Raw genomic sequence first — 6,991 nt, 5'->3', positions numbered from 1 at the left:
GCCTTTTCATTTTGATACTCAATGAAAATCAAAGAGCAAACTAGGAAGCTAGCCGCAGGCTGCTCAAAACACTGTTTTGAGGTTGTAAATAAGACTGACAGAGTCAGTAACATATACCTACGGCAAGGCGAAGCTGACGTGGTTTGAAGAGATTTTCGAAGAGTATGAGGACAGCAAAAAGACTGCACGATTGATGCAGCCTTTTCTTTTTATTTGAGATAGCGTTGAAGGAACTCTTTTGTACGGTCTTCTTTAGGATTGGTGAAGAGGTCTTCTGGTTTGCCTTCTTCAGCGATTACACCCTTATCCATGAAGATAACACGGTGAGAGACATCACGGGCGAATTCCATTTCGTGGGTTACGACAATCATAGTCAAGCCTTCCTGAGCCAGATCTTGCATGATTTTGAGGACCTCTCCAACCATTTCTGGATCGAGAGCTGATGTTGGTTCATCAAAGAGAATGGCGTCAGGATTCATTGAAAGGGCACGAGCGATAGCCACACGTTGTTTTTGACCGCCTGAGAGTTGTTTTGGTTTGGCTTGCCAGTAGCGTTCTCCCATGCCGACCTTTTCAAGGTTTTCTTTGGCAATTTTTTCAGCTTCTGTACGCTCGCGTTTAAGGACAGTTGTCTGAGCGACAATTGTATTTTCAAGAACGTTGAGATTTTCAAAGAGGTTAAAGGATTGGAACACCATCCCCAACTTTTCACGGTATTGCGTGAGGTCATAGCCTTTTTCGAGGACGTTTTGTCCATGATAAAGAATTTGTCCATCAGTTGGCGTTTCAAGTAGGTTAATGGAGCGTAGGAAGGTTGATTTCCCGCTTCCAGAGCTTCCGATGATAGAGATGACCTCTCCCTTGTGGACAGTGAGAGAAATGTCTTTTAGCACTTCGTTTTGGCCATAGGATTTTTTGAGGTGTTTAATTTCAAGGATTGCTTGTGTCATTATTTCAAATCCTCCGTTTGCATTTGGTTAGCACCTGTAGTATAGGTATCCATGTCCATTCGACGTTCGATGAAGCGGAGGATACGTGTTACGGTGAAGGTGAGGACAAAGTAAATCACGGCGATGATTGTAAATGTCTGGAAGTATTGATAAGTTTGAGTTGCCACGGTATTTCCTGAGAAATAAAGTTCGACAACAGAGATAACGTTCAATACAGATGTATCTTTGATATTGATGACAAATTCATTACCAGTTGCTGGTAGGATATTACGGACTACCTGAGGTAGGACAATCTTACGCATGGTTTGGTTATGAGTCATACCAAGAGCAGTCGCAGCTTCAAATTGTCCCTTGTCAACTGCTAGGATACCACCACGGACGATTTCAGTCATGTAGGCACCAGTGTTGATTGAAACGATGAAGATAGCAGCCAGTGTGCGGTCAAGGTTGATCCCAAAAGCTTGAGCAGTTCCATAGTAGATAACCATCGATTGAACGATCATAGGTGTACCACGGAAAATTTCGATATAGATATTGAGAATCCAGCTGACTAGCTTTTGTAGGCCATAGATGGCTTTATTCTCAGAGAGAGGGGCAGTACGGAAAACACCAATGGCAAGACCGATAATGAGACCTATGATGGTTCCGACGATAGAGATTAAAAGAGTGATACCAGCACCACGCAAGAGTTGTTGCCAGTTTTCAGAAAGAATTTTAGCGACTTGGCTAAAGAAACTACTGCTAGTCTCTTCAGTTGTAGTGGCTTCGGCAGGTTGCTCCTTGATCATACGATCCATCAGGGCAACTTGGTCATCTTTAGAAATAGTTTCAATGCTGGCATTGATTTGGCTAATACGATTGTCATCTTTACGAAGTCCAATGGCAATAGCTGTATCTTCTTCTCCAGTTTTGAAACCTGGCTCTACTTGAACCATTTTAAACTTAGAGTTAGCAGCTTCGGCAGTCAGTGCTTCAGGGAGTTCAGAAACATAGGCATCAATGACACCAGCCTCAAGTGCTTGGCGCATTTGAGCGAAGTCTCCCATGGCAGTTTCTTTTTTAGCGCCTGGGATTTGACTAATCAAGTTATAAAGGTAAACACCTTGTTGGGAAGTGATTTTCGCACCATTAAAGTCATCCAAAGATTTGGCATTTGCGTAGGCAGAATCTTTTTTGATGAGTAAGACAGGTTCGCTAGTGTAGTAACTGCTTGAAAAGGCGATTTCTTGTTTGCGTTCGGCAGTAGGACTCATACCTGCGATAATCATATCAATCTTACCAGAAGTAAGGGCAGGGACTAGACCTTCCCACTTGGTTTTAACAACCAAAGGTTCTTTACCTAAGTCCTTAGCGATTTTCTTGGCGATTTGAACATCGTATCCATTAGCATACTGGTTAGTCCCATCGATTTTGACAGCCCCATTGCTATCATCATCCTGGGTCCAGTTAAAGGGAGCATATGCTGCTTCCATCCCGATGCGTAAATATTCATCGGCTTGGGCAACATTGACAAGTCCTAGCATCAGCAAGAGACTTGTGAAAATAGATAAGTATATTTTTCTCATGATTTCTCCTATTTCTAATCTATTAAAAAATAACTGTCTCCTATTTTATCGAAAAAAACTCTATTTTTCAATATAGGTAAGCCCTTACTTGAGAAAAAATGATATAATGATAGCAAAGATAAAAAGGGGGCTTAATTGATGAAAAAAACTTTTTTCTTACTGGTCTTAGGTTTGTTTTGCCTTCTGCCACTCTCTGTTTTTGCCATTGATTTCAAGATAAACTCCTACCAAGGGGATTTGTATATTCATGCAGACAACACGGCAGAATTTAGACAAAAGATAGTTTATCAGTTTGAAGAGGACTTTAAAGGCCAAATCGTGGGACTTGGACGTGCTGGCAAGATGCCTAGTGGGTTTGACATTGACCCTCACCCAAAGGTTCAGGCATCGAAAAATGGTGCTGAACTGACAGATGTTGCTAGCGAAGTGACAGAAGGAACAGATGGTTATACTGTCAAAGTTTACAATCCAGGTCAGGAAGGTGACACAGTTGAAGTTGACCTTGTCTGGAATTTAAAGAACTTGCTTTTCCTTTATGATGATATCGCTGAATTAAATTGGCAACCTCTGACAGATAGTTCAGGGGCTATTGGCAAGTTTGAATTTAATGTAAGGGGAGACAAGCGGGCTGAAAAACTCTTTTTCCATACAGGGAAACTCTTTAGAGAGGGTACGATTGAAAATAGTAACCTTGATTATACTATTCGTTTAGACAATCTTCCGCCTAAGCGTGGAGTTGAATTGCATGCCTACTGGCCTCGAACTGATTTTGCTAGCGCTAGGGATCAGGGCTTGAAAGGGAATCGTTTAGAAGAGTTTAATAAGATAGAAGACTCGATTGTTAGAGAAAAAGCTCAGAGTATGCAGCTCGTCACTTGGGTGTTTCCTTTGATACTTTCTATCTCCTTGTTATTGAGTGTCTGCTTCTATTTTATTTATAGAAGAAAGAGCACTATTTCAGTCAAATATGCTAAAAATCATCGTCTCTATGAACCACCAATGGAATTAGAGCCTATGGTTTTATCAGAGGCTGTCTACTCGACCTCCTTGGAGGAAGTGAGTCCCCTAACAAAAGGAGCAGGTAAATTTACCTTTGATCAACTTATTCAAGCTACCTTGTTAGATGTGATAGACCGTGGGAATGTCTCTATTATTTCAGAAGGAGATGCAGTTGGTTTGAGGCTAGTAAAAGAAGATGGTTTGTCAAGTTTTGAGAAAGACTGTCTAAATCTGGCTTTTTCAGGCAAAAAAGAAGAAACTCTTTCCAATTTGTTTGCGGATTACAGGGTATCTGAGAGTCTTTATCGTGGGGCAAAAGTCTCTGATGAAAAACGGATTCAAGCAAGGGGACGTCAGCTCAAATCCTCTTTCGAAGAAGTATTGAAAGAGATGCAAGAAGGGGTAAGAAATCGAGTTTCCTTCTGGGGGCTCCCAGATTATTATCGTCCCTTGACTGGTGGGGAAAAGGCCTTGCAAGTGGGGATGGGTATTTCCACTATCTTGCCCCTATTTATTGGATTTGGTTTATTCTTGTACAGTTTAGATGTTCATGGCTATCTTTACCTCCTCTTGCCAATACTTGGTTTTCTAGGTTTGGTTTTGGCTGTTTTCTATTATTGGAAGCTTCGACTAGATAATCGTGATGGTATCCTAAATGAAGCAGGAGCAGAAGTCTACTATCTCTGGACTAGTTTTGAAAATATGTTACGTGAGATTGCACGATTGGATCAGGCTGAGTTGGAAAGTATTGTGGTCTGGAATCGCCTCTTGGTCTATGCGACTCTATTTGGCTATGCGGACAAGGTCAGTCATCTGATGAAGGTTCATCACATCCAAGTAGAAAATCCAGATATCAATCTCTATGTAGCTTATGGCTGGCATAGTATGTTTTATCATTCAACAGCACAAATGAGCCATTATGCTAGTGTCGCAAATACAGCAAGTACCTACTCCGTATCTTCTGGAAGTGGAAGTTCTGGCGGTGGCTTCTCTGGAGGCGGAGGTGGTGGCAGTATAGGAGCCTTTTAAAGAGAACTGCCATAGACTGAAAAAATATGCTATAATGGAAGATAGAAAAAGGAGTAATCTATGTATCTTATTGAAATTTTAAAATCTATCTTCTTCGGGATTGTTGAAGGAATTACGGAATGGTTGCCGATTTCCAGTACAGGTCACTTGATTTTAGCAGAGGAATTTATCCAATACCAAAATCAAAATGAAACCTTTATGTCCATGTTTAATGTCGTGATTCAGCTTGGTGCTATTTTAGCGGTTATGGTCATTTACTTTAATAAGCTCAATCCTTTCAAACCGACTAAGGACAAGCAGGAAGTTCGTAAGACTTGGAGACTGTGGTTGAAGGTCTTGATTGCCACTTTACCTTTGCTTGCAGTATTTAAGTTTGATGATTGGTTTGATACCCACTTCCATAATATGGTTTCTGTTGCTCTCATGTTGATTATCTATGGGATTGCCTTTATCTATTTGGAAAAGCGCAATAAAGCGCGTGCTATCGAACCAAGTGTAACAGAGTTGGACAAGCTTCCTTATACGACAGCATTCTATATTGGACTCTTCCAAGTTCTTGCCCTTTTACCAGGAACTAGCCGTTCTGGGGCCACAATCGTCGGCGGTTTATTGAATGGAACCAGTCGTTCTGTTGTGACAGAATTCACCTTCTATCTTGGGATTCCTGTTATGTTTGGAGCCAGTGCCTTAAAGATTTTCAAATTTGTAAAAGCAGGACAGCTCTTGAGCTTTGGGCAATTGTTCTTGCTCTTGGTTGCCATGGGAGTCGCTTTCGCAGTCAGCATGGTCGCTATTCGCTTCTTGACCAGCTATGTGAAAAAACACGACTTCACCCTTTTCGGTAAATACCGCATCGTGCTTGGTAGTATCTTATTGCTTTATAGCGTTGTCCGTTTATTTGTATAAGAAAAACCTTGAAGGGTCAGCTCTTCAAGGTTTTATACTCTTCGAAAATCTCTTCAAACCGCGTCAGTTCTATCTGCAACCTCAAAACGGTGTTTTGAGCAACCTGCGGCTAGCTTCCTAGTTTGCTCTTTGATTTTCATTGAGTATTAAAATCCAGTCATGGTAATCCCCAACAGGCGGACACCTCTTTCTTTCTCGTCTAACTCTTCATAGAGTTGCAGGGCTATTTGGCTTATCTGACTAGCATCCTGTGTTTTTTGAGCCAGACTTTTTCGTTTAGTCAGAGTTGAAAAGTCCTCGTAGCGAATTTTCAGAATGACAATTTTTCCAGCTTTTTCTTGTTGATTGAGATTGAGAGCGACTCTTTCTGATAGGAGAGTTAGCTCTTTTTTGATGTCTTCCTCGGCACGGAGAATCTTCCCATAGGTTTTCTCCTTCCCGATTGATTTACGGATGCGGTTGGATTTGACGGGGGAATTGTGGATACCACGAGCCTTTCGATACAGGTCATAGCCCAGTCTGCCAAATCGGTCTATTAGGGTTACTTCAGGCACTTCAAGCAAATCAGCGCCAGTAAAAACACCCATTTGATGAAGTCTTTCCACCGTCTTTTTTCCTACTCCATGAAACTTGGAAATATCCATTTGTTTGAGAAAATCCTCAGCTTGGTCAGGTAGAATCACTGTCAGACCATGTGGCTTTTGATAATCACTGGCCATTTTAGCTAAGAATTTGTTGTAAGAAATGCCAGCAGAAGCAGTTAGATGGAGTTCTTGCCAGATATCCTCTTGAATGAGGCGAGCAATTTTGACCGCTGACTTAATACCGAGTTTATTTTCTGTTACATCCAAATAGGCTTCATCAATGCTCATGGGTTCAATCAAATCTGTATAACGTTTAAAGATAGCTCGAATCTGGAGTCCCACAGTCTTGTATTTTTCATAATTTCCTGAGATAAAGACGGCCTGGGGACATCGTTCATAAGCTTCCTTGGAACTCATGGCAGAATGAACACCAAAAGCTCGCGCCTCATAACTACAAGTAGAAACAACTCCACGCCCACCTGTTTGCCGAGGATCGCTTCCGATAATGACAGGTTTTCCTTTGAGTTTAGGATTATCTCTGATTTCTACCGCAGCAAAAAAGGCATCCATGTCAATATGAATGATTTTTCTTGACAAATCATTTAACAAAGGAAAAATCAACATACCTAGCCCCTTTTTACCAATTATGTTCTTTTATTATACCCTTTTTTCTGAAAAAAAGAAAAAAGGCTTTAATTTTTTCAAAAATATAATACAGTTTGGTATAGAAATTAGTCTGTTTTAGAAAAGAAAGTGTAAAAATAAGGAACTTTCGCTTGTTGAAATCGGTTACTGTATGGTATACTGGTTTCATAAATGTAACAGATGACTGTTACTAGAAAGAAAACAGAGGACATTAACATGGTTGTTAAAACAGTTGTTGAAGCACAAGATATTTTTGATAAAGCTTGGGAAGGCTTCAAAGGCGTAGATTGGAAAGAAAAAGCAAGTGTATCAC

5 protein-coding genes are annotated in these 6,991 nt (G+C 40.8%); 2 read left to right on the top strand and 3 right to left on the bottom strand.

The window, feature by feature from the left end; genetic code table 11:
• Window positions 1–209: 209 nt before the first annotated feature.
• Together RYL77_RS08630 and RYL77_RS08625 are read right to left on the bottom strand one after the other, a co-directional pair.
• On the bottom strand, window positions 210–950 hold the full coding sequence (locus tag RYL77_RS08630) for an amino acid ABC transporter ATP-binding protein (RefSeq protein WP_000189477.1): 741 nt from the start codon (window positions 948–950) through the stop codon (window positions 210–212).
• The gene (locus RYL77_RS08625; RefSeq protein WP_315010979.1) at window positions 950–2,515 is read right to left on the bottom strand and encodes an ABC transporter substrate-binding protein/permease; all 1,566 of its coding nucleotides are present in this window, start codon (window positions 2,513–2,515) and stop codon (window positions 950–952) included. The genes RYL77_RS08630 and RYL77_RS08625 overlap by 1 nt, the downstream gene beginning before the upstream one ends.
• A 138-nt stretch (window positions 2,516–2,653) precedes the next feature.
• Here RYL77_RS08625 and RYL77_RS08620 point away from each other — a divergent pair, with 138 nt between their 5' ends.
• Window positions 2,654–4,543 (top strand): DUF2207 domain-containing protein, encoded by a 1,890-nt coding sequence (locus RYL77_RS08620; protein WP_315010978.1) that lies wholly within the window; start codon window positions 2,654–2,656, stop codon window positions 4,541–4,543.
• A gap of 60 nt (window positions 4,544–4,603) precedes the next feature.
• Window positions 4,604–5,449, top strand: coding sequence for an undecaprenyl-diphosphate phosphatase (locus RYL77_RS08615; RefSeq protein WP_315010977.1), 846 nt, complete (start codon window positions 4,604–4,606; stop codon window positions 5,447–5,449).
• 146 nt (window positions 5,450–5,595) lie between these two features.
• Here the strand turns inward: RYL77_RS08615 and dinB are convergent, their stop codons facing one another.
• Window positions 5,596–6,657 (bottom strand): DNA polymerase IV, encoded by a 1,062-nt coding sequence (dinB, locus tag RYL77_RS08610; RefSeq protein WP_315010976.1) that lies wholly within the window; start codon window positions 6,655–6,657, stop codon window positions 5,596–5,598.
• Window positions 6,658–6,991: the final 334 nt, after the last annotated feature.

Source organism: uncultured Streptococcus sp., assembly GCF_963516515.1.
Taxonomy (GTDB): Bacteria; Bacillota; Bacilli; order Lactobacillales; family Streptococcaceae; genus Streptococcus.
Note: the sequence above shows the minus strand (reverse complement) of the source record. Positions and strands in the feature narration are given on the sequence as shown.